Consider the following 19,769-nt stretch of genomic DNA (forward strand, 5'->3'; position numbering starts at 1 on the left):
ATATTACACGCACTGCCCCACTCCCATTCACTTGTGTTCGCCATCACCGAGCAAGGCCAGGCTGGCAGCCATCTGCGGCAAATCGAGCACGCGGTCGGCGCCGGCCAGCTTGAGCGCGGCCGCCGGCATGATGCCACAACTGGCCCGCTGCGGGTCTTGCACCCAGGCACTGCCGCCCAGTTGCCGCACGCGCGCCAGTCCCGCCGCGCCGTCGGCCGAAGCACCCGTCAGGATGATGGCCAGCATGGCGCGCCGGTAGGCGTAGGCTGCCGTTTCCAGCAGGACATCGATGGACGGGCGCGAAAAATACACGGGTTCTTCCTGCGACAGGGAAAAACAGCCATCGGGTTCAATTTGCAGGTGATAGTCGGGCGGCGCGAAATACACGACGCCCGCTTGCAGCGGTTCCTTGTCCTGCGCTTCGCGCAAGGGCAGCTGGCAGCGCGCCGCATACAGCTGCGGCAACTGGCTGGAGCGGCCCGGCGCCAGGTGCAGCACCACCACTACGGTGGCGCAGCAGGTGGCGGGCAAGGCGCGCAGCACGGTACCCAGCGCTTCCACGCCGCCGGCCGAGGCGCCGATGGCGATCAGGCGCAGGCCGGCGGGCGGTGGCGCCATGTCGCAGGTCGGCAACATGTCAGGCACGCTGGAAGATGCGTTCAGCCGGGCTCAGCTCGTTGAAGCTGGCCGCGTGGCGGCTGAAATGCAAGCTTTCCTTCATGCCCAGGCCCAGGAAGCCCCGGTTCACCAGCGCTTCGTGGAACAGGCCCAGGCTGCGGTCTTGCAAGTCTTTATTGAAGTAAATCATGACGTTACGGCAAGAAACCATGTGCACCTCCGAAAACACGCTGTCCGTCGCCAGGCTATGGTCGGCGAAGACGAACTGGCGCCGCAGGCGCCGGTCAAAGATGGCGCCCTTGTAGGCGGCCGTGTAATAGTCGGACAGCGAACGCTTGCCGCCCGCCAGCTGGTAGTTTTCGCTGAACTGGGCGATGCGCTCGACCGAATAGATGCCCGCTTCGGCGGCGGCCAGCGCCTCGACATTGATGTCGGTCGCATAAATCATGCTGCGTTCGAGCAAGCCTTCCTCTTCCAGCAAGATCGCCAGCGACCACACCTCTTCACCGCTGCTGCAACCGGCCACCCAGATCTTGATCGAGGGATAGGTGTGCAGGACGGGCACGACTTTTTCGCGCAAGGCGCGGAAATACGCGGGATCGCGGAACATCTCGCTCACCTGCACCGTAAAGAATTGCAGCATCTGCGCGAACATGGCCGGCTCGTGCAAGATGCGATCCTGCAACTGCGACAGGCTGGCGCAGCCGAAGCGTTCCATGGCCTGGCGCATGCGCCGGCGCAGGGACGCCACGGAATAATCGCGGAAATCGTGCTGATACCGCAGCAGTATTCCCTCAAGTAATAACTTCAGTTCGATATCGAAAATATCATCATCTAGCAATTTGACATCCACCCTTCTATCCATGCAGCATTCCCCGACCCCGCACCACTTCGCGGGCGCATGGGGCCAGCCGAAATGCTAGCAGATCACAGGGGATTATCCCGCAGGAAAAGCGTCAGTTAGGTACGCTGGCGTACGCTCGGCCCACTTTTTTCAGGCATCCACGCCCTTCATGCCTTCCTCCGTGTAGCGCGCCCCCGCCGCCATGCCCAGGGGAAAGGCGGCGTTCATCGCCGCCAGTTCCGCCCCGTCCAGGTGCACGGCCAGCGCGCCGAGGTTGTCGTGCAAATACGCGATGCGCTTGGTGCCGGGAATGGGAATGATGTCGTCGCCTTGCGCCAGCAGCCAGGCCAGCGCCAGCTGGGCCGGCGTGCAGCCCTTTGCGCGCGCCAGGTCCCGGACCTGCGCGACGATGGCCTGGTTGCGCGCCAGGTTGTCGACGGCAAAACGGGGATTGAACTGGCGGAAATCTCCCGCGTCGAGACTGGCCGCATCGGCGATGGCACCCGTCAGGAAACCGCGGCCCAGCGGGCTGTAGGCAAAGAAACTGGCACCCACGTCGCGGCAGGCGGCCAGCACGCCCTGCTCCGGCTCGCGCGTCCACAGCGAGTATTCGCTCTGCACGGCGGCCACGGGGCAGAGCGCCGCCGCGCGCCGCAAGGTGGCGGCGCTCACTTCGCACAGGCCCACGGCGCGAATTTTTCCTTCTTGCCGCAATTGCGCCAGCGTCCCCATCGAGTCTGCCAGTGGGGTATCGAGGTTCAGGCGGTGCAGGTAGAACAGGTCGATGGCATCCACGCCCAGGCGCGTTAGCGACGCCTCGCACGCCTGGCGGATATAGGCGGGTGCATTGTCGACGCGGCGCGCATAGCTGCCCGCCTCGCGCGCCAGGCCGCACTTGGTGGCGACCAGCGCCTGGCCGCGATGGCGGGCCAGGAAACGGCCCAGCAATTGCTCGTTGTGGCCGAAGCCGTAGGCGTCGGCCGTGTCAAACAGGGTCACGCCCGCCGCCAGGGCCGCTTCCAGCGTAGCCATCGATTGCGCCTCGTCCGTGGCGCCATAGAATTCCGACATGCCCATGCAGCCCAGGCCCAGTGCCGAGCTGCTCAAGCCGCTATGGCCGATGCGTCGTTGTTGCAGTTGCATGTTCATCTCCCTCACGTCAATACGGCCAGTCTAGGCTGCGCCGGCTGGCGAGGGAATGCGCAATTTCGTGATACCTTTCTGGTATGAGAGCCCTCGACACCCATGCATTGACCCTGTTCTGCGCCGTCGCCCGCTGCCTGAACTTCCGCCAGGCGGCGGAGCAATTGCACATGACCCAGCCGCCCCTGTCGCGCGCCATCAAGACGCTGGAAGAAAAACTGGGCGCGCGATTGTTCGAGCGCGACACGCAGGGCGTGGCCCTGACGCAGGCGGGCCGCACCCTGTTGCCGCAGGCGCTGCACATCCTCGATTTGCTGGAGTTGGCGCAAACATCGCTGCAGCGCGATGCCGCCCCGGAGCGCCTGCGCCTGGGCCTGACCAGCTCCGTGGCGGCAGGCCTGTTCCGCCCGCTGCTGGCGGCGCTGGAGGGGCAGCTGGGCAATATTCGGCTGGAATTGACGGCGGCGCCATCGCCGCGCCTGGTGGCTAGCGTGCGCAAGGGCCAGCTCGACGCGGCCCTGCTGGCGCTACCCAGCGCCACGTTCGAGCTGGCCGTGCAGCCGCTGGCGCGCCAGCCCATGATGCTGGCGCTGCCCGCCGGCCACCGGCTGGCGAAGAAGCGCAAGCTGGGCCTGTCTGATATCGCGCAGGAATCCGTCTACTGGTTCGAGCGGGCGCGCCAGCCCGCCTTCTTCGACCATTGCCAGCAGGTATTTCGCCGCCACGGCTTCGCGCCCGCCTTCCTGCGCGAAGCCGTGGACCACCATGTGCTGCTCGGCGACGTGGCGGCCGGCAAGGGCATGGCGCTGCTGGCCGACTCGTTCCGCGCACTGCGTCTCGCTGGCGTGGCCTACCGGCCATTGCTGGAGGGCGAGGAATTGGCGGCCGGCATCGGCCTGGCCTGGCGGCAAGAACACGGCCATGCGGCCCTGCCCCTGCTGCGCCAGCTGGCGCAAGAACATCTGACAAAGTGAAGGCCGCGCGCGGATGCGCCAGACGCGCTACCATAACGCCTTCCCCATTTTGCGCGCCACCACGACCATGACGTTTACTATCAGCGACGCCGCCTACGCCACCGATACTCCCGCAGCCAAGCAAGCCATGTATGCGGACCTGCGCTCGCAGCTGCAAGGCTTGCTGTCGGGCGAAACCGACTTCATCGCCAATACGGCCAACTTCAGCTCGCTGGTCTTCAACACCATGCCGGGCCTGAACTGGGCCGGATTTTATTTCCTGAAAGGCGAGGAACTGGTGCTGGGACCGTTCCAGGGCAAGCCGGCCTGCATCCGCATCAAGAAGGGCCGCGGTGTGTGCGGCACCACCGTGGTCGAAGGCAAATCCATCGTCGTGCAGGATGTGCACGCGTTTCCGGGCCACATCGCCTGCGACGTCAATTCGCGTTCGGAACTGGTGGTGCCCGTGTTTGCGCACGAGCAGATCATCGGCGTGTTCGACCTCGACAGCCCACTGGTCGGCCGCTTCGACGATATCGACGCGCAAGGCGTCGAATCGCTGGTGCGCGTGCTGGAAGCGGCGATTGTTGCTGAATAACTAGTTGCCCGCCTTGACGGCGATGAATTCGCCCTTGCCGACAGTGGCCAGGCAGGCCGTATAGCGGCTGTCGGCACGGATGGCATCGAGGAACTGCGCCATGTCCGCGTAGTGCGAACTGGCGTTGTCGACCACCAGCACGCCGCCGGCCGCCAGCGCGCGGTCCAGCTGCGGCCACCATTGTTCGTACTGCTGGCGCGCGGAATCGAGAAAGATGAAATCGTAGGCGCCGTCCGCCGCATCGCGCAGCACGTCGCCCGCGTCCGCCAGCAGCTGGCCGATCACGCCTTGCAATTGCGCGCGCGCAAAGTTCGCATGCGCCATGTCGAACTTGTCCTGCTCCTTTTCCACCGTCACCACGCTGCCGCCCAGCGAGCGCGCCGCGCGCGCCAGCCACAGGGTCGAGTAGCCGTTCGAGGTGCCGATTTCCAGCACCCGCCGTGCGCCGCGCGCGTGCACGAGCACGGCCAGCAATTCGCCCGTGTCGCGCGTGATGTTGAGCATGCGGCTGGCGCGCTCGGCATGTTCAGCATCATTGGCCAGACCGAACGCTTCCAGTTCGTCCAGCAGGGTATCGATGGTATCGGCGCTTGCCATGATGGCTCCTTTACAAAATACCAGCATAGCAAAAATACTACGCTTGTGCGCGCCTCAATGGACGTTTCAGGGTTTGCACCATCAGCACGCCCAGCAGGGTCACGCCGCCACCGATCACATCGTAGCTGTGCAAGGTTTCCCCGAGGAACAGCATGGCAATGATCACCGTGAACACGGGCAGCAAATTCATCAAGGTCGTCGCGCGGCTGGGGCCCAGCTTGGCCAAGCCATGCATCCACAAAAACGGCGCGATGATGGAGGCGGGAATGCCGGCAAACAGCACCAGCGGCAAGCCGGCACTGGTGACGGGCGGCGCGGACTGGCTCAGGTAATACACGAACAGCACGGGCACGGCGCACCAGACCTGGATCAGCAGCGAATGCCAGTTATTCAGGGGAATCTTCCAGCGCTTGAGCAACACGCCGTAACCGGCATACGACAAACACGCCAGCAGCATCAGCGCGTCGCCCACAGCAGCGCCATGGGCGAGCAGCGCGGCCGGGTCGCCATGGCTGAGCAGGTAGCCGAGTCCCAGCAAGGACACGATGCCGCCGAACACGCCGCCCACGGTGGGCGCCTCTTTCAACACCAGTACGGACAGGCCCACGGCCAGCAGCGGCATCATCGACGCCAGAATGCCCATGTTGGTGGCCGTCGTCGTTTGCGCGGCGATGTACGCGAGGCACTGGTACATGACCATGCCCAGCATGCCCAGCACAAACAGTTTCCCAAGATACGGTTGCACCACGGCCCGCTGCTTCCACACGGGGCGGGCAAACACGAGCGCCAGCAGCACGCCGGCCAGCAGCCAGCGGTAGAACGAGATGGCGGCCGGGTCGATCACGCCGACGGCCATCTTGCTGACGATGGTATTGATGGCCCAGATCAGCACGGCGATCACGGGAAACAGATAATGCTTGGCTTGCATGCGGCGGACTCCAGATTTGAATACCGCCATTTTCGCATGGTCCGATTCCATGGATATAATGAATACCGGACAATCGATGCGAAGAACAGGACAAAGACCCCATGGCCAGCAACCAGCATTTTCCCGCCGTTTCCGACGCCCTGCCCTATCCCGTGTACTTTCGCCTCGACGATTACCACGCGCACCAGCAGTTCGATTACCAGAGCCATCCGTGGGGCCAGCTCACGTATTGCTCCACGGGCGTGATGGAAATCATGGTGGCGGGCCAGCGCTACCTGTCGCCGCCCCAGTATGCCGTGTGGATACCGCCGGACACCTTGCATGACGGCTATATTCGCCAGGATGTCGTGTTTCACTCGGCCTACATCGATGCCGGCCTGTGCGCGCAGCTGCCGGCCCAGCCGTGCGCGCTGGTGCTGAGTCCCTTGCTCAAAGCCATACTCGGCGACTTTGCCGAAAGGGGCGTCACCACGCCCGCCACCGAGGCCGACCAGCGCCTGGCGCAGGTGCTGGTCGACCAGTTGCAGCTGGCGCCGTGCAGCCGCAACTACCTGCCCGGCAGCGACGAGCCCGTCATCGCGGCGCTGCTGACCGCCCTGCAGGCGGAGCCGGGGAGTAACCGCTCACTGGCCGAGTGGGCCGCGCAATTGCACGTGACCGAACGCACGCTGGCGCGCCGCTGCCAGCGCGAACTGGGCATGCCGTTCGGCGAATGGCGCCAGCGCCAGCGCTTCCTGGCGGCCCTGCCCCTGCTGGAACAGGGCGACACCGTGCAGGCGATCGCGCTGGAACTGGGCTACAGCACGGCTTCCGCTTTCATCGCCATGTTTCGCCGCCAGAGCGGCGGCACGCCGGACCAGTTCCGCCGCGGCCTGCGCTGACAAAGCGGATCCGCTTTGTCATGCTGTGTCATATGAGGATGCTAAAATTCAAACATCTTTCCAGAGAGCAAAAGGATGCGCATGAACCCCAGCACCGAGACGGCCCATGAAACCCCAGGCAGCGAGGATGCGCCACAGGTGACAGAGACGACCGTGACGGCGCCAGCGCCCATCCGCCTGGACAAGGAAGACATCCCCACCGTGCTGGGCAAGCTGCACACGCTGGTGCAGGACAAGACGCGTTTCGAGCCGCAGGACATCACGCCGCTGGGCGAGGAAGACGTGCTGCAGGATTTTTCCCTGCAAGCCAATTACGCGCTCGAAGCGCGCTTCGAACAGCGCGTCATCAATGGCTACTTCACGCCATCGGGCAATGACTGCCGCTGTGGCTCGCACGAGGTGGGAGCGCTCGCTCACGCGCAGGAGAAGGAACGGCTGCGCCGCGCGGCGGGCAAGCTCGACGCTGCCTTGCGCCAGGCGGGCCAGGCCTACAATGGGGTCGAGGCGGGCATCTACCTGCCGCACGCCGTCAAGTACTGGCACCTCGACACCTGCAACAACTGTCATGGAAAAGGCCGCATCAGCTGCCACACCTGCCACGGTCTGACCACGGAAACCTGCTGGAACTGCCACGGCGGGCGCACCGTCAGCTGTGACGCGTATGGCTGCTACGGCAGCGGCAAGGTGTCGTGCTCGTATTGCAGCGGCAGCGGCACCGTGTCCGAGCAAGTCACCGATTACGTGACGGTGCAGGTGCCCACGACCACCTACAGCAACGGCAGCTCGCATACCAGCTACCACAGCGAAACGCGCACGCAATACCGCACCGAGCATCGCAATTGCTACCATTGCAGCTACGGCAAGGTCACGTGCAACAGCTGCCACGGTTCCGGCAACATCAATTGCGGCACCTGCCGCGCCAGCGGCAGTGTCACCTGCCGTACCTGCAGCGGCGTGGGCGACTTGCGCTGCAACCCCTGCGACGGTTCCGGCAAGGTGGGCAAGGCGGCCTGGGTCGACGTGCACGTCGCGCCCGGCTACGGCGTCAGCCTGCCCAAGCAGGCGCCCGACGACGCGCGCCGCATCCGCGACAAGGAGAGCGTGCACTCACTGGCCGCCATTGCCAGCAGCCTGGCCCTGGCGAAAGTGAGCATTTACAATGAAGACCAGCCGCAGGAAGTCGACGCCCTGTACGGAGGCAAGCTGCGCATCGTGCGCCTGGACGCATCGTGCAACGCCGAAAAGCACCACCTGGTGGCGTACGGCACGGACTTGCGCTGGCTGACGCTGGACGACATCGTGGAAAAGCTGCTGCGCGGCGACCTCAAGGCGCTCAGCGATGCGCTCGCCGGCAGCGCCGACGACGGCCTGTTCTCGGCCCATGTACAGGGTTTGCTGACGCCGCTGCGCGACGTGGCCGCCTCGGAACTGAATGCGGACGTGATCGAGTCTGTCCTCAGCGGCGACGCCGACCACGCGCACGTCGACGTCGTCTCCGCCGAGTATGCGCAGAATGTGCGCACCTGCGTGCTCGGGGCCTTGCGCCAGGTCTACACGCGGCTAGCCAAGCAATTCTGGTGGAAAAGCGCGCTGGCCGCGCTGGCCGCCGCCATCGCCACCTGGTTCTTTGCGGGACGCGGCGCCGCCGCCGTCGCCGGCCTGCTCGTCACTGCCGCCGGCTACTGGCTGTTCAACCGCAAGGTCAAAGCCGTGCTGAGCGAAGCGCTGGGCGGCGAACAGCAGGCCGCACGCGCCATGGGCATCGCCGGCAAGGGGCGCCGCAACCAGCTGGCGCAAGTGCTGGTCCTCGCGCCCGCCAGCCTGGCCGTGCTGGCCGCCAGCTATGGCTTGCCCGTGCGCGTGCGCCCGGCCGCTCCGCCGCAACAGGCGGCCATGGCCTCGGCGCCCGTCGCGCTCCATGCGCCGACAGTCGTGCAGCAGGATGCGAGCAGCGCCAAAGCCGTCAAGCTGTACGAAAATGGCGACAAGGCGCAGGCGCTGGCCATGCTGGAAAGCCTGGTCGGCAAGGGCGACGCGGGCGCGTATGGACTATATGGCTGGATGCTGCTGATGGGCGAAGGCAAGAGCGGTCCCGCCATCGCGCCGACGGCGCAGCAGCGCGAAGCGCGCCAGGTGGCCGCCAAGCCCCTGGTGAGCAAGGGCCTGCTGAAAAACGACAGTTACGCCTTGACGGCGAAGGGCGTGATGCTGGCCGAAGGCTGGCAAGAGCCGCGCAACATGGCGCGCGGGCTGGACTTGCTGAAACAGGCCGCCAACAAGGGCAATGCGCAAGCCATGCATTTGCTGGGCCTGTACCACGTGCGCGGCTACCAGATCCCCGTCAACCACAAGGAAGCGCGCAAATGGTTCACCCTGGCCGCCGACAAGGGCAGCGCGGGCGATATCTACAACCTGGGCCTGATGGACTGGGAAGGCGCTGGATTAAAACGCCCGGACCGCGCCAGCGCCATGCAGCGCTGGAAGATCGCCGCCGCCATGGGAGAAGAGCGCGCGATCAAGGCCGTCGCGCAGGGACAGCCTTAAGCGGCTGCCGCCAGCGCCTGCAAGGCCATCGGGTTCGGTGTCGGCTCGGCGATTTTCGTCAGCAGGTTGCGGTCCGTGTGGTGGAACGGTTCGTCCTTGCCGCGGATCAGCATGACCGTGTCTTCGTCGTAGCCCCAGGTGCCGTCGGCGTGGATGTCGACCTTGATGCGGTATTCGACGGTGGTGAACGCGTGTTCGAGGAAAGGGTTCGAGCAGATGCCGTACGCCGTCGAATCGCGCTTGGCCACCAGTTCGAAACTGCTGGCGTCCGCCGTCGTCGTGCCGGACGCCATGGCGATCTGGCCGCGCGGGATGGCGAGGGTCTGGATCACGGCGCCCGTGGCCGGCTCCCACAGCCAGTAACCGACCTGCTCATGATACGTTTTGACCTGGTCCGGCTTGGTGATGTGGATGTAGTAGCGCAAGCCGTAGAACAGTTGCGGGCCGTTGGTGACGGGGTCGATCGGCTGCAGTTCGATGCGCTCGACGAAGACCTGCTTGCGCGGACCGTCCGCTTTCGGCTTGACGTCCAGGCCGCGCGTGCCCGTCCAGATGCCGGCCATGCCGGTCAAGGGGCCAAGATTGTTCAGGGTATGCACGTCGGCGGACGGCTCGGTGTAGATATCTTCGGGAAAATCGCTCATGCGGAAGTCTTCAAAATGGGGCAACAGTGCTTGCCGCCATTGTAAGACGCAGGCCGCTATCCGGGAAAGAGCGCGATGTGGCGTTCGATGAACCGCAAGGCCGCTGTCGCCAGCAAAGGGCGCTGCGATTCAAACACGGCTGCAGCGCGCGTTTGCAGCAGATTGGCGCCCGCCTCGGGCAGCAGCAAGTCATCGGCGATGAACGCCGCCACCGCGTCGATATTGACGTACAAGGCGCTGTCGAAGCCTTCCCAGTCCACATAGGCCAGCCACTCGGCCAGCATCACCACGCCGGCGACGGGCGGCGCCAGGGCCGCGATGCGATCAAGGCGCAGCACGCTGTCGCTGCGGATGCCTTCCTGCTGCTGCACGGCCAGCGCCACCTGCTGCAGCGCGTCTTCCGCGTCGTGCCGGTATTTGTTCAGCAGGCGCTGCGTCAGGCTGGCACTGGCCGCATCCATGCTCAGACCAGCGGATCGGTCGAACCGGTCAGGGTGAAAATCTCAAAACCCGTTTCCGTCACGGCCAGCGAGTGCTCGAACTGCGCCGACAGCGAACGGTCTTTCGTTACCGTCGTCCATTTGTCGGGCAAGACCTTGACCTGATAGCTGCCCACGTTGAGCATCGGCTCGATCGTGAAAATCATGCCCGGTTCGAGCACGATGCCCGTGCCCGCGCGGCCATAGTGCAGCACTTGCGGCGTGTCGTGGAAGACCTGGCCCACGCCATGGCCGCAGAAGTCGCGCACGGAAGAAAAGCCCTGCGCCTTGGCCACCGCCTCGATGGCGGCGCCCACGTCGCCCAGGGTCGCGCCCGGACGCACCGTGTGGATGCCGGCCATCATGGCCTCATACGCCGTGTTGACGAGGCGGTTGGCCAGGATGGAGACGGCGCCCACCTTGAAGGTGCGGCTGGTGTCGCCGAACCAGCCCTGGAACTTCGGCGTCACGTCGATGTTCAGGATGTCGCCCACTTTCAGGATTTTCGTTTCCGACGGGATGCCGTGCGTGACCACGTGATTGACGGAGATGCAGCTGGCGTGCTTGTAGCCGTGGTAGTCGATGGTGCCGGGGATGGCGCCGGCGGCGCGCATGAATTCTTCGCACAGGGCGTCGAGTTTGGCCGTCGAGACGCCCGGTTTCACGAAAGGCGCGATGTAGTCGAGCGTGTCGGCGGCGATGCGGCCGGCCGCGCGCATGCCGATGAAACCTTCTTCGTCGTGCAGGGGGATTTTCTTGCCGTGTTCAAGCTGGGTGGAATAGCGCATGGGGATTCTTTTCTTTGTTAGTGTGATGTGGCATGTAAGGCCCAGCCGCGCACGGCGTCGTGCGAAGCGCGCAGCATGGCGTCGACGCTGGCCGGTATCGGCCGCTCCTGGGTCAGGTAAGGCTTGACGACCGCCACGGGCGCGTCGATCAGCACGAATTTGAGCAGCATGTGGTCCAGGTCGAGCTCCGTGGTGGCGGGCATGGCTTCGGCGCAGCGCACAAAGCAGGCGTCGAGCGCCGCCTGCTCCTCTTCCACGGCGGCCAGCAAGTCCTCGCTGAGGCCACTGCTGAAATCGGGGCTGTCCGCGCATTGCAGCAGGAAGCGCGCGTACACGGGCTTGCGCCGACACCAGTCCAGCAAGCCGTGCACGCCGGCCCAGGTGTCGCCGCCGAGCCAGCGGCTGGCCACCTCCTCGCGGAAGTCGCCTTTCACGCGCAGCCAGGCGCGCGCCAAAATCGCGTTGCGCGAGTCGAAGCGGTGATACACGGAACCGATGGGCGCACCGGCCTTGACGGCGATGGCGGCCATCGACACGGCGGCCACGCCGCACTGGGCGGCGACGGCGATCGCGCTGTCGATGAAGTTGTTTTCGTTGAATTTGGCGAGTCTGACCATTCAAATAGAATACAGATTCTATTTGAATCCGTCAAGCGCCCCAGGCAGGCAAGAAACGCGTCCAACGCGAGTTGCCCCGCTGCCTTACAATGGTATGCACGAACCGCTACCAGGAGAATCCGCTTGCTTACGCCCCCCTTCATCGCCTCCTCCCGCTTCGACGATCCACGCCTGGCGTTGGAACAGGTGCAAGCCATTTACCGCGGCAGCATTGAACACTTGCGCGATGCGCTGCAGCGCTTTGTCGCCGGCGAAGACATGCACGAGCGCGTGCGCGCCTGCTACCCCTTCGTGCGCATCCAGACGGACACCGTGGCGCGCGCCGACTCGCCGCTGGCTTACGGTTTTGTCGCCGGTCCCGGCGTATTTGAAACCACGCTGACGCGGCCCGACCTGTTCGGCGACTATTACCTCGACCAGTTCACCCTGCTGCTGAAAAACCATAACAGCGGCCAGAAAGTACACCTGGAAGTGGGCGTCAGCGCGCAGCCCATCCCCGTGCATTTCTCGTTCGCCGAGCATGACCATATCGAAGGCAATATGGATGCGGGCCGCCGCCTGGCCATGCGCGACCTGTTCGACCTGCCCGACCTGTCGGCCATGGACGACGGCATCGCCAACGGCACGCACGAACCGGCGCACGGCGAAGCGCAGCCGCTGTCGCTGTTCACGGGGCCGCGCGTCGATTACTCGCTGCAGCGCCTGCGCCACTACAGCGGCACCTCGCCGCAGCACTTCCAGAACTTCGTCCTGTTTACCAATTACCAGTTCTACATCGACGAATTCATCCGCCTGGGGCACGCCATGATGGAGCGCGCGCCGGACGCCGCCGCACCCTCGGACGAAGACGGCTACATCGCCTTTGTCGAACCGGGCAACGTCGTCACGCGCCGCGTGGGACAGACCGTGGAAAGCGACGATGCGCTGGGCGCCGCGCCGCCGCGCCTGCCGCAGATGCCCGCGTATCACCTGCTGCGCGCCGACGGCAGCGGCATCACCATGGTCAATATCGGCGTGGGACCGGCCAATGCGAAGACCATCACCGACCACATCGCCGTGCTGCGCCCGCACGCCTGGCTGATGCTCGGCCATTGCGCGGGCTTGCGCACCACGCAAAGCCTGGGCGACTACGTGCTGGCGCATGCGTATGTGCGCGAAGACCACGTGCTCGACGAAGACTTGCCGCTGTGGGTGCCGATCCCGCCGCTGGCGGAAATCCAGCAGGCGCTGCAAACGGCGGTGGCGGAAATCACCCAACTGACGGGGCATGATCTGAAACACATCATGCGCACGGGGACGGTGGCCAGCACCGATAACCGCAACTGGGAACTGCTGCCGCAGCGCACGCCGGAGCGCCGTTTCAGCCAGAGCCGCGCCATCGCGCTGGACATGGAAAGCGCGACGATCGCCGCCAACGGCTTCCGCTTCCGCGTGCCGTACGGCACCCTGCTGTGCGTGAGCGACAAGCCGCTGCACGGCGAAATCAAGCTGCCCGGCATGGCCAACCACTTCTACCGCGAGCGGGTCGACCAGCATCTGCGCATCGGCATCCGCGCCGTGGAACTGCTGCGCCGCCAGGGCGTGGACCGGCTGCACAGCCGCAAATTGCGCAGCTTTGCGGAAGTGGCGTTTCAGTAAGCGTGCGTCAAGGGAAAAACCGGGGATCGTAGCTCCACCGCCTGACGGTGCTGGCGGTGACCGCCGCGGCATCGGCATGGCAGGGGTTGAGCAAGACATTGTATTCGTCGGGCACGATCACGGAAGGCACCAGCAGCAAGGCGGATTTTCCCGCTGCGATCCAGCCATCGCCGGCCCGCTTGCCCGACAAGCCGGCCGGTATGGCATCCCAGCCGCCGGGAAATGGGTCGAGTACCTGGCGCGCATTCCATACGCCATCGGGAATGGCGATACGCACCAGGTAACGGTTGAACGGCAGGCCGCCACCGCGCAGGTAATGCACGGTTTCCAGGGTGGCCAGGGCGATACTTGTCGAGCAATACACGACGGGGACGCCCTGGCTGTTCCAGCGGCCGCCCGTGATCCTCGCGCCGGTGCCGCTCAGGTCACTGGCGGGATAGGCTGGCGTCTCGACGGCAATACGCCAGAGCACATTCATGCATAGGCTCCGCTCTGCGTCATGGACAGCAATTGCACCACCAGTTTTTGTCCCTCGAAGGTATCCATATAGCTGGCCGGCGTCGCGCCCGCCAGCGCAGGCAGCGGCTTGCTCAGCCAATCGGAGACCCAGCGCGCCGCGTCAAAGCCGGCGGGATCGCCCGATTGTTCGACCATCGCCTGCACCATGCCGATCAGGGTTTCAACACCCAGTACGCGTTCCGATTCATCCTTCGACAGCAAGCTGGCGTCTTTCTCCTTGCGGCTGATGGTGGCACGCGACAGTCCCAGGCTGGACAACAGGAATTCCTTGCTCATGCCCATGCGCGCAGACAGGCGGCTGATCGTCGAAGCTGGAATGCCCCGCCGTATCAGCGCAATGCGCGCATCAGTATCAAAGCCATACAGCACCATGCCCTCGTATAGCGTCCTCGCTTGCTGGAGCGGGACGGGAATGTCAACTTGCTGCGCCATAATCGCCTCCTTTAAGACATCAGTATAGCTCAAATGAGGCAAATCACAAGGTTTGCTCATGTCAAAAAAAATGCCGTTCAGCGCAGGCTGAACGGCATGAGCGGCGGCACTGCGCCGCGTTCCAGGGCGCTCCTTACAGGAAGCGGTCGAGTATCTTGCGCGTCGTCTTGTCGATATTGAACATGTCGCGGATCAAAAAGTGAATGCCGTGGTTATCGGCGATCAGCAGCGACGCAGCGCCAATGCGGCGGATGTCTTCCTCGCCCTTGAGCACGAACTGCGTCTCGCCCCGGTCCGTGTCCACATGCCAGGTGCATGGCGTGGCAAAGCTGGAAACGCTTTTCACGCGTGCGATCTCGGGCATGAATTCGCGCCCTTCCAGCTCTTCCCGCAGCAGGCTGCGCGCCGGCTCCGGCAAGGCGTCGAGGCGCTCGATCCATGCGACTTCCTTGCCGTTGCCCAGCACCAGCGAAATGCCTTCGTCGGGCGACTGGATGGGGAAGGCGCGCACGGGCGCCACGCCTTCAAAGACCTGGCCGTCTTCGGCCGTCATCACCAGCTTGCCGAAGGGGTCGCGGCTTAATGTAAAAGTTGTACTGGCCATGCTTATTCCTTGTCATCCAGGGCGAGTTCGTTGTTGCGCGCCTGTGCTTCGTAGAGGCGGAAATAGGCGCCCTCCTTCGCCATCAGCTCATCGTGACTGCCCACTTCGACGACCTGGCCCCGGTCCAGCACCACCAGGCGATCGGCCCGGTGCAGGGTCGACAGTCTGTGCGCGATGGCGATCGTCGTGCGGCCCTGCACCAGGTTGTCCAGCGCCTTTTGAATCTCTTTTTCCGTTTCCGAGTCGACCGACGATGTCGCTTCATCCATGATCAGGATGCGCGGGTCGATCAGCAGGGCGCGGGCGATCGAGATGCGCTGGCGTTCGCCGCCGGACAGACCCTGGCCCCGCTCGCCCACCATCGAATCGTAGCCTTGCGGCAGGCGCAGGATGAATTCGTGCGCATGCGCCGCGCGCGCGGCGGCGATGATTTCCTGGCGCGACGCGTGCGGCTTGCCGTAGGCGATATTTTCCGCGATGGTGCCGAAGAACAGGAACGGCTCTTGCAGCACCAGGCCGATGTTGCGGCGGTAGTCGGACACGGCGAACGAGCGGATGTCGACGCCGTCGAGCAAAATCGCCCCTTCCGACACGTCATAGAAGCGGCAGATCAGGTTGACCAGCGTGCTCTTGCCCGAACCGCTGTGGCCCACCAGGCCGATCATCTCGCCGGCCTTGATGTTCAGCGTGATGCCACGGTTGACGGCGCGGTTGCCGTAGCGGAAACCGACTTCGCGCAGGTCGATCCTGCCTTCGATCTTCTCCAGTTTCACAGGGTGCGCCGGTTCCGGCACGCTCGACACGTGGTCGAGGATGTCGAAGATGCGCTTGGCGGCGGACGCCGATTTCTGCGTCACGGAAACGATGCGGCTCATGGAATCGAGGCGGCCATAGAAGCGCGTGCTGTAGGCGATGAAGGCGGTCAGCACGCCGACGGTGATTTCGCCGCGCGACAATTGCCAGATGCCGAAGCACCAGATGACCAGCAAACCCATCTCCGTCAAAAAGGAGACGGTAGGCGAGAACAGCGACCAGACCTTGTTCAACTTGTCGTTGACGGCCAGGTTGTGCGCGTTGGCGTCGCGGAAGCGGGCCGCTTCGCGCTTTTCCTGCGCAAACGCTTTTACCACGCGAATGCCGGGGATGGTATCGGCCAGCACGTTGGTCACTTCGCTCCACACGCGGTCGATCTTTTCAAAGCCCGTGCGCAAGCGGTCGCGCACCAGGTGGATCATCCAGGCGATGAAAGGCAAGGGTGCCAGGGTCATGATGGCCAGCCACGGATTCATCGACCACAGAATCACGCCCGTCATGATGATCATCAGCACGTCGGAGGCGAAATCGAGCAAGTGCAGCGAGAGGAAGACGCAGATGCGGTCGCTGCCGCTGCCGATGCGCGACATCAGGTCGCCCGTGCGCTTGCCGCCGAAAAATTCCAGCGACAGCTTCATCAGGTGTTCATACGTGGCCGAGCGCAAGTCGGCGCCCATGCGTTCGGACACCAGGGCCAGCACATAGGTCTTGCCCCAGCCCAGCAGCCAGGCCAGCAGGGCCGAACCGAGCAAGCCGCTCATGTAGTACACCACCAGCCACGGGTCGATGTGCTTGCCGTTCTGATACGGGATCAGCACATTGTCCATCAGCGGCGCCGTCAGGTAAGGCGGAATCATGTGCGCGGCAGTGGAGAGCAGCATCAGCATGAAGCCCAGGGCCAGCTGGCCACGGTAAGGGTGGGCGAAGCGCCACAGGCGGAACAGGGTCCAGGTCGATGGCGGCGTGTACAGCACCTTGGCGCAGATCGGGCATTCTTCCTGCTCCGGCTCCAGAGGCGCCTTGCAACTCGGACACACTTCCTGCTCCGCTTGCAGCACGGGCTGGCCCGTCAGGTGGCTGTCGAGGCGCTCGACGAACTGCTCCAGCACGCGGATCGCATGCAGATTCTGGCCCAAAGTAAAACGCCACGAGGCCAGGCGGCCGTGGTCATCGAACAATTCCAGGTGGCCGACACCGGCGTGGTCATGGTGCGTCAGGCGCAGTCCGGGGCGGAAAGACCAGCTTTTCCAGGTGGTATCGCCCGGCGAACGGGCAAGCAAACGCTTCTCGGTGACAACAATTATGCCTTTTGTGAAACGTAATCGCGCATCGAGGTCAACCTCAACGCTACTTAAAACGTTCTCCCCTGGAGAAAGCTTGCTCTCCACCTCCGCCAGCCAGGCCTCTGCGACAGGCGCAGGCAGCGAGTTGAGGGGAATAGTTGTTGCAGGAACACTCAGTTCAGTTGTCATCGTAAAGCATACTCCGGCTCGAGGCCAAGCCCTTCAGGGCGGGATTTGGGGGATGGGGCAGACGCCCGATCAATGTTTGTGTACTGCGCGATGGCGAGGTGGATGCACCAGTGGCAATTTCCTGTATTGTATCGAATGGATGCCTGCCGGTAAGGATTGGATGGCAAAACGGCGCAAAAAATGAGCAGCCATCGACCAGCGACAAGTATACAACAGCCCGCTGTTGCGCAAATGCTCCAGCTTGGCCCGGAGTCGGTATCTTTATAACAAGTAAGGCAACATTTAGTAACAATTAGTATGACAACAGCAGCAGAATACGAGAAGCAAACGCGACAAGAGGCCGCTAAAAGTGGCACACTGCGCATACCCGGGATAAAGAACCAAGCACGAGCCTGAAAAGACTCTGTAGAGCCACCATAAAGTATCTGGCGCCCAGACGCCTGGCTTGTTATCAAGAAACCACTTACATGATCAAGAAGAAGAACATCGAATTTGCCCGCGTCACCCACTTGCGCGGCCCCAACATCTGGACGTATCGCCCGGTGATTGAAGCCTGGGTCGACATCGGCGAACTGGAAGATTACCCATCGAATACCCTGCCCGGCCTGTACGAGCGTCTGGTGGCATGGCTGCCCGGCATGATCGAGCACCGCTGCGGCGTGGGAGAACGGGGCGGCTTTTTCGAACGCCTGCGCGAAGGCACCTGGTCGGCGCACATCCTCGAACACGTGGTGCTGGAATTGCAAAACCTGGCAGGCATGCGCACGGGCTTCGGCCAGACGCGCTCGACCAGCCAGCGCGGCGTCTACAAGATGGCTTTCCGCACGCGTGAAGAGCACGTGGGCCGCGCGGCCCTGGCCGCCGCGCGCGAACTGCTGATGGCCGCCATCAACGACGAAGCCTACGACCTGGAAGCGGCCCTGGCGCCCCTGCGCGACATGGTCGACGCGCGCTGCCTGGGTCCGAGCACGGCCAGCATCGTCGATGCGGCCACCGAGCGCGGCATCCCTTCGCTGCGCCTGAACGACGGCAACCTGGTGCAGCTGGGCCACGGCGCCGCGCAGCGCCGCATCTGGACGGCCGAAACGGACCGCACCAGCGCGATTGCCGAAGGCATCGCCAGCGACAAGGATCTCACCAAATTCCTGCTCAAATCGTGCGGCGTGCGCGTCCCTGAAGGCAGCCTGGTGCGCAGCGCCGAGGCGGCCTGGGAAGAAGCGCAAGACATCGGCGTGCCCGTCGTCGTCAAGCCATATGACGGCAACCATGGCCGCGGCGTGTCGCTGAACCTGATGACGGAAGCGGACGTCAAGGCAGCCTACGAACTGGCCGCGCGCAAGGGCGACAGCTCGGCCGTGCTGGTGGAAAGCTTCATCACGGGCGACGAACACCGTCTGCTCGTCGTCGGCAACAAGCTGATCGCGGCCGCCAAGGGCGAATCCCTGTGGGTCGACGGCGACGGCGTCTCCACCGTGCTGGACCTGGTCAACACGCAGATCAATACCGATCCGCGCCGCGGCGAAGGCGAAGATTTTCCATTGGGTACCGTCAAGCCGCATGAATCGGGCGAAATCGTGCTGGAACTGCAGCGCCAGGGCATGACCGCCCTGTCCGTGCCGCAAGCGGGCCAGAAAGTGCTGATCCAGCCGAACGGCAACGTGGCCATCGACGTCACCGACGACGTGCATCCGTCCGTCGTGCATGCGGCCCTGCTGGCCGCGCGCGTGGTGGGCCTCGATATCGCCGGCATCGACCTGGTCACCACCGACATCACGCGTCCTTTGGCAGAGCAGCGCGGCGCCATCATCGAAGTCAATGCCAGCCCCGGTCTGCTGGCGCACATCAAGCCGGGCGTGGGCCAGCCCCGCCCTGTGGGCGCGGCCATCGTCGACCACCTGTTCGCGCCAGAGGAAACGGGCCGCATTCCGCTGATCGGCGTGACGGGCACGCGCGGCGCCAGCCTGATCGTGCGCATGCTGTGCAAACTGCTCAACCTGTCGGGCCTGCACACGGGCGCCGTGTGCAGCGAAGGCATGTACCTGGACCAGCGCAGAGTCGTCAGCAGCGATTGCGTGAACTGGGACGCGGGCCAGCGCCTGCTGCTCAACCGCACCGTGCAGACGGCCCTGTTCGAGAGCAATCCGCGCATGATCCTGGCCGAAGGCCTGGCCTACGACAAGTGCCAGGTCGGCATCGTCACCGACATGGGCAGTTTGGAGAGCGTCAAGGATTTCGACGTGCTCGACGATGCTGGCCTGTACAAGGCCGTACGCAGCCAGGTCGACGTGGTGGTGCCAACGGGCGTGGCCGTGCTCAACGCCGCCAACGCGCACGTGCTGGAACTGGCCGAACTGTGCGACGGCACGGTGACCCTGTACGCGCAGGATGGCAGCTTGCCGGCCATCGCGGCGCAGCTGGCCGCCGGCCAGCGTGCCGTATTCGTGCGCGGCAACCACATCGTGCTGGCCGAAGGCGGCATCGAAACGGTCTTGCTGTGCCTGGACCTGCTGAAACCGGCCACGGCCGGCAATGTCGACAGCGTGCTGGCCGTTGCGGCCGCCGCCTGGGCCATGAACCTGCCCGTCGATTTGATTTGCGCAGGCTTGCGCACGTTCGACGCGGCCCCCGGCTGCATCGGCAACTAAGACTCAAGCTAA

At 64.3% G+C, this 19,769-nt stretch carries 19 protein-coding genes; 6 read left to right on the forward strand and 13 right to left on the reverse strand.

Features of this window, described 5'->3' with window-relative positions; genetic code table 11:
• Positions 1–27: 27 nt before the first annotated feature.
• From K0F86_RS07680 to K0F86_RS07690, 3 genes are all read right to left on the reverse strand, one after another.
• The gene (locus K0F86_RS07680; protein ID WP_219133847.1) at positions 28–636 is read right to left on the reverse strand and encodes a chemotaxis protein CheB; all 609 of its coding nucleotides are present in this window, start codon (positions 634–636) and stop codon (positions 28–30) included.
• 1 nt (position 637) lies between these two features.
• Positions 638–1,483: a protein-glutamate O-methyltransferase CheR gene (locus tag K0F86_RS07685; protein WP_219133848.1), complete on the reverse strand. Its 846-nt coding sequence runs from the start codon at positions 1,481–1,483 to the stop codon at positions 638–640.
• A 129-nt stretch (positions 1,484–1,612) separates the two neighbouring features.
• Positions 1,613–2,605 (reverse strand): aldo/keto reductase, encoded by a 993-nt coding sequence (locus K0F86_RS07690; protein WP_219133849.1) that lies wholly within the window; start codon positions 2,603–2,605, stop codon positions 1,613–1,615.
• Between the two features lie 83 nt (positions 2,606–2,688).
• Here K0F86_RS07690 and K0F86_RS07695 point away from each other — a divergent pair, with 83 nt between their 5' ends.
• The gene (locus tag K0F86_RS07695) at positions 2,689–3,579 is read left to right on the forward strand and encodes a LysR family transcriptional regulator (protein WP_257572032.1); all 891 of its coding nucleotides are present in this window, start codon (positions 2,689–2,691) and stop codon (positions 3,577–3,579) included.
• A gap of 67 nt (positions 3,580–3,646) precedes the next feature.
• Complete coding sequence (locus tag K0F86_RS07700) at positions 3,647–4,156, forward strand: GAF domain-containing protein (protein WP_306823188.1); 510 nt, start codon at positions 3,647–3,649, stop codon at positions 4,154–4,156.
• On the opposite strand, the gene K0F86_RS07705 is transcribed toward K0F86_RS07700, so the two are convergent.
• Positions 4,157–4,753: an O-methyltransferase gene (locus K0F86_RS07705; RefSeq protein ID WP_219133850.1), complete on the reverse strand. Its 597-nt coding sequence runs from the start codon at positions 4,751–4,753 to the stop codon at positions 4,157–4,159.
• 37 nt (positions 4,754–4,790) lie between these two features.
• Positions 4,791–5,681 (reverse strand): DMT family transporter, encoded by an 891-nt coding sequence (locus K0F86_RS07710; RefSeq protein ID WP_219133851.1) that lies wholly within the window; start codon positions 5,679–5,681, stop codon positions 4,791–4,793.
• A gap of 101 nt (positions 5,682–5,782) precedes the next feature.
• Here K0F86_RS07710 and K0F86_RS07715 point away from each other — a divergent pair, with 101 nt between their 5' ends.
• Entirely contained in the window at positions 5,783–6,562 is a 780-nt protein-coding gene (locus tag K0F86_RS07715; RefSeq protein WP_219133852.1) for a helix-turn-helix transcriptional regulator, read from the forward strand.
• Positions 6,563–6,643: 81 nt separating this feature from the next.
• Positions 6,644–9,106, forward strand: a complete 2,463-nt coding sequence (locus K0F86_RS07720; RefSeq protein ID WP_219133853.1) for a tetratricopeptide repeat protein — start codon at positions 6,644–6,646, stop codon at positions 9,104–9,106.
• Here K0F86_RS07720 and K0F86_RS07725 read toward each other — a convergent pair.
• From K0F86_RS07725 to K0F86_RS07740, 4 genes are read right to left on the reverse strand one after another with little or no spacing between them, the layout of a single operon-like run.
• The gene (locus K0F86_RS07725) at positions 9,103–9,750 is read right to left on the reverse strand and encodes an FABP family protein (protein WP_219133854.1); all 648 of its coding nucleotides are present in this window, start codon (positions 9,748–9,750) and stop codon (positions 9,103–9,105) included. The two genes, K0F86_RS07720 and K0F86_RS07725, sit on opposite strands and share 4 nt — an antisense overlap.
• 56 nt (positions 9,751–9,806) lie before the next feature.
• The gene (locus K0F86_RS07730) at positions 9,807–10,211 is read right to left on the reverse strand and encodes a hypothetical protein (protein ID WP_219133855.1); all 405 of its coding nucleotides are present in this window, start codon (positions 10,209–10,211) and stop codon (positions 9,807–9,809) included.
• A 2-nt stretch (positions 10,212–10,213) separates the two neighbouring features.
• Positions 10,214–11,017, reverse strand: a complete 804-nt coding sequence (gene map, locus K0F86_RS07735; RefSeq protein ID WP_099666967.1) for a type I methionyl aminopeptidase — start codon at positions 11,015–11,017, stop codon at positions 10,214–10,216.
• Positions 11,018–11,034: 17 nt separating this feature from the next.
• The gene (locus K0F86_RS07740) at positions 11,035–11,634 is read right to left on the reverse strand and encodes a TetR/AcrR family transcriptional regulator (protein ID WP_219133856.1); all 600 of its coding nucleotides are present in this window, start codon (positions 11,632–11,634) and stop codon (positions 11,035–11,037) included.
• A gap of 123 nt (positions 11,635–11,757) precedes the next feature.
• Here K0F86_RS07740 and K0F86_RS07745 point away from each other — a divergent pair, with 123 nt between their 5' ends.
• Complete coding sequence (locus tag K0F86_RS07745; protein ID WP_219133857.1) at positions 11,758–13,272, forward strand: AMP nucleosidase; 1,515 nt, start codon at positions 11,758–11,760, stop codon at positions 13,270–13,272.
• Between the two features lie 7 nt (positions 13,273–13,279).
• Here the strand turns inward: K0F86_RS07745 and K0F86_RS07750 are convergent, their stop codons facing one another.
• From K0F86_RS07750 to K0F86_RS07765, 4 genes are all read right to left on the reverse strand, one after another.
• Positions 13,280–13,750, reverse strand: coding sequence for an RES family NAD+ phosphorylase (locus tag K0F86_RS07750; RefSeq protein WP_219133858.1), 471 nt, complete (start codon positions 13,748–13,750; stop codon positions 13,280–13,282).
• Positions 13,747–14,223 carry an MbcA/ParS/Xre antitoxin family protein gene (locus tag K0F86_RS07755; RefSeq protein ID WP_257572033.1) on the reverse strand — a complete coding sequence of 159 codons (477 nt, stop codon included), beginning with the start codon at positions 14,221–14,223 and terminating at the stop codon, positions 13,747–13,749. Before K0F86_RS07755 ends, K0F86_RS07750 begins: the two co-directional genes overlap by 4 nt.
• Before the next feature lie 133 nt (positions 14,224–14,356).
• Positions 14,357–14,827 (reverse strand): DUF1854 domain-containing protein, encoded by a 471-nt coding sequence (locus K0F86_RS07760; protein ID WP_219133859.1) that lies wholly within the window; start codon positions 14,825–14,827, stop codon positions 14,357–14,359.
• A 2-nt stretch (positions 14,828–14,829) separates the two neighbouring features.
• Entirely contained in the window at positions 14,830–17,112 is a 2,283-nt protein-coding gene (locus tag K0F86_RS07765) for an ABC transporter ATP-binding protein (RefSeq protein WP_257572034.1), read from the reverse strand.
• Between the two features lie 467 nt (positions 17,113–17,579).
• Between K0F86_RS07765 and cphA the strand changes: the two genes are divergently transcribed.
• Complete coding sequence (cphA, locus tag K0F86_RS07770; RefSeq protein WP_219133860.1) at positions 17,580–19,757, forward strand: cyanophycin synthetase; 2,178 nt, start codon at positions 17,580–17,582, stop codon at positions 19,755–19,757.
• The last annotated feature ends 12 nt before the right edge of the window (positions 19,758–19,769 follow it).

The organism is Janthinobacterium sp. UMAB-60 (assembly GCF_900095235.1).
Classification (GTDB): domain Bacteria; phylum Pseudomonadota; class Gammaproteobacteria; order Burkholderiales; family Burkholderiaceae_D; genus Janthinobacterium.

What these genes read in the sequence shown, in the direction of transcription:
- K0F86_RS07725 (WP_219133854.1), bottom strand. Translation starts at nt 9,750, where the DNA reads ATGAGCGATTTTCCCGAAGATATCTACACCGAGCCGTCCGCCGACGTG.
- K0F86_RS07695 (WP_257572032.1), top strand. Translation starts at nt 2,689, where the DNA reads ATGAGAGCCCTCGACACCCATGCATTGACCCTGTTCTGCGCCGTCGCC.
- K0F86_RS07680 (WP_219133847.1), bottom strand. Translation starts at nt 636, where the DNA reads ATGTTGCCGACCTGCGACATGGCGCCACCGCCCGCCGGCCTGCGCCTG.
- K0F86_RS07755 (WP_257572033.1), bottom strand. Translation starts at nt 14,223, where the DNA reads ATGGCGCAGCAAGTTGACATTCCCGTCCCGCTCCAGCAAGCGAGGACG.
- K0F86_RS07685 (WP_219133848.1), bottom strand. Translation starts at nt 1,483, where the DNA reads ATGGATAGAAGGGTGGATGTCAAATTGCTAGATGATGATATTTTCGAT.
- K0F86_RS07705 (WP_219133850.1), bottom strand. Translation starts at nt 4,753, where the DNA reads ATGGCAAGCGCCGATACCATCGATACCCTGCTGGACGAACTGGAAGCG.
- K0F86_RS07715 (WP_219133852.1), top strand. Translation starts at nt 5,783, where the DNA reads ATGGCCAGCAACCAGCATTTTCCCGCCGTTTCCGACGCCCTGCCCTAT.
- K0F86_RS07710 (WP_219133851.1), bottom strand. Translation starts at nt 5,681, where the DNA reads ATGCAAGCCAAGCATTATCTGTTTCCCGTGATCGCCGTGCTGATCTGG.
- K0F86_RS07720 (WP_219133853.1), top strand. Translation starts at nt 6,644, where the DNA reads ATGAACCCCAGCACCGAGACGGCCCATGAAACCCCAGGCAGCGAGGAT.
- K0F86_RS07760 (WP_219133859.1), bottom strand. Translation starts at nt 14,827, where the DNA reads ATGGCCAGTACAACTTTTACATTAAGCCGCGACCCCTTCGGCAAGCTG.
- K0F86_RS07730 (WP_219133855.1), bottom strand. Translation starts at nt 10,211, where the DNA reads ATGGATGCGGCCAGTGCCAGCCTGACGCAGCGCCTGCTGAACAAATAC.
- map (WP_099666967.1), bottom strand. Translation starts at nt 11,017, where the DNA reads ATGCGCTATTCCACCCAGCTTGAACACGGCAAGAAAATCCCCCTGCAC.
- K0F86_RS07690 (WP_219133849.1), bottom strand. Translation starts at nt 2,605, where the DNA reads ATGCAACTGCAACAACGACGCATCGGCCATAGCGGCTTGAGCAGCTCG.
- K0F86_RS07700 (WP_306823188.1), top strand. Translation starts at nt 3,647, where the DNA reads ATGACGTTTACTATCAGCGACGCCGCCTACGCCACCGATACTCCCGCA.
- K0F86_RS07750 (WP_219133858.1), bottom strand. Translation starts at nt 13,750, where the DNA reads ATGAATGTGCTCTGGCGTATTGCCGTCGAGACGCCAGCCTATCCCGCC.
- K0F86_RS07740 (WP_219133856.1), bottom strand. Translation starts at nt 11,634, where the DNA reads ATGGTCAGACTCGCCAAATTCAACGAAAACAACTTCATCGACAGCGCG.
- K0F86_RS07765 (WP_257572034.1), bottom strand. Translation starts at nt 17,112, where the DNA reads ATGACAACTGAACTGAGTGTTCCTGCAACAACTATTCCCCTCAACTCG.
- cphA (WP_219133860.1), top strand. Translation starts at nt 17,580, where the DNA reads ATGATCAAGAAGAAGAACATCGAATTTGCCCGCGTCACCCACTTGCGC.